Annotated in this window: 1 protein-coding gene; it reads right to left on the bottom strand. The window is 65.2% G+C overall.

The annotated features are described in order from the left end of the window. Nucleotides 1-141: 141 nt before the first annotated feature. The coding region (locus tag MKK63_RS06705) for a hypothetical protein (protein WP_243999938.1) at nucleotides 142-348 on the bottom strand (207 nt) is incomplete at its 5' end.

Here is a 348-nt window from a genome sequence, read left to right as displayed (position 1 = left end):
CAAAACCAGGCCACCACCGATCCCCACGATCCCGAGACGGGCGAGATCCTACCGGCTTGAGCCTCATGGTCGGCGATAAACGATGAAGGGGCCCGATCGCGCCCCTTCATCGTCCAAGCTGCGGCCGCCATTGGCCTGGCTTTACTCCGCCACAGCGGCCTGGAATTGGTCCGCCCTTTCCACATCAAAGAGCGCGCAGATGGCTGCCGGCTCGAAGGTGACGGGTGCGAGCTTCGCAATCCGGTCCGTCGGCGCGTGGGGCGAAAAGTTGAACCCCGCCCCGCACCCGTGACCTGTGACAGTGACCGTCACGTTGAGCACGTTGATCCGCACCGCGGCCGCGTCCCA

Origin of the sequence: Methylobacterium sp. J-088, from assembly GCF_022829295.1 — a bacterium.
Classification (GTDB): Bacteria; Pseudomonadota; Alphaproteobacteria; order Rhizobiales; family Beijerinckiaceae; genus Methylobacterium.
The sequence above is the reverse complement of the archived record's forward strand: the minus strand, read 5'-3'. Positions and strand labels throughout refer to the sequence as shown.